Origin of the sequence: Blastococcus sp. KM273129, assembly GCF_021698995.1 — a bacterium.
Taxonomy (GTDB): domain Bacteria; phylum Actinomycetota; class Actinomycetes; order Mycobacteriales; family Geodermatophilaceae; genus Blastococcus.
Map to the genome: position 1 here is coordinate 1 of NZ_SSXB01000179.1, position 871 is coordinate 871.

Here is an 871-nt window from a genome sequence, read left to right on the forward strand (position 1 = left end):
GTGTCGTACCCCCGGCCTAGCCTGCGGTCATGTCGTCGGTGGCGAGCTTCCAGGTGGGGGTGGGGGTGTCCCTGGTGGACCCGCTGCCCTCGCCCTGGGAGCTCGAGGATCCCGATCCGCGGCGGTGGGACGAGCCGTTGTCGGCGTGGCTGCCGGCCCGCCGGTCGGCGGGTGAGGCGGTCGATCTGCTGGGGCAGATCACCGCGGCCGAGGCGCGGTTGGCCGCGTTGCGGGTGGAGCTGGTGATGGACCTCGCCGCGGCCCGCCCGGCGCCTGCCGATCCGCCACCGGGCGGGGAACGCGCCGGGGACGGTGGCCCGGCCGGTGCCAGTGAGTTCGTGGCCGATGAGCTGGCGATGGCGCACAACGGCAGCCGGGCGGCGGCGGTGACGCTGCTGGAGCACGCCGAGGTGCTCACCACCCGGCTGCCGGCCACCTTCGCCCGGCTGCGGCTGGGCCTGCTGGACTGGCCGCGGGCCCGGGCGCTGGCCGCGGAGGTGGCGGCGTTCGGCGCGGACACCGATCCGGCGGTGATCGCCGCCGCCGAGGCCGCGGTGCTGCCCGGCGCGGCCGGGCTGGGCGTGGGCGGGCTGCGGGCGGCGCTGCGCGCCGAGCTGCTGGCCCGCGACGCCGCCGCGGCCGAGCGGCGCCGGAGGGTGCGGCAGCGGGCCGCCGATGTGACGGTGCGCCCGGTCGGGGACGGGATGAGCGAGCTGCGCGCCCTGCTCCCGCACCCCGACGCGCGGGCCTGCCGGGACGCGGTCGACCAGCACGCCCGGGCGGCGCGGGAGGCCGGCGACGGCCGGCCGGCCGGCATGCTGCGCGCCGGCGCCCTGACCGACCTGCTGCTGCGCCCCTGGCAGCAGCAGGT

1 protein-coding gene is annotated in these 871 nt (G+C 79.6%); it reads left to right on the forward strand.

All coding sequences use genetic code 11. The features are described 5' to 3' along the window. Positions 1-29: 29 nt before the first annotated feature. Positions 30-871 (forward strand): DUF222 domain-containing protein (locus tag E9565_RS21915; RefSeq protein ID WP_236836728.1); only part of this gene is annotated, 842 nt, incomplete at its 3' end.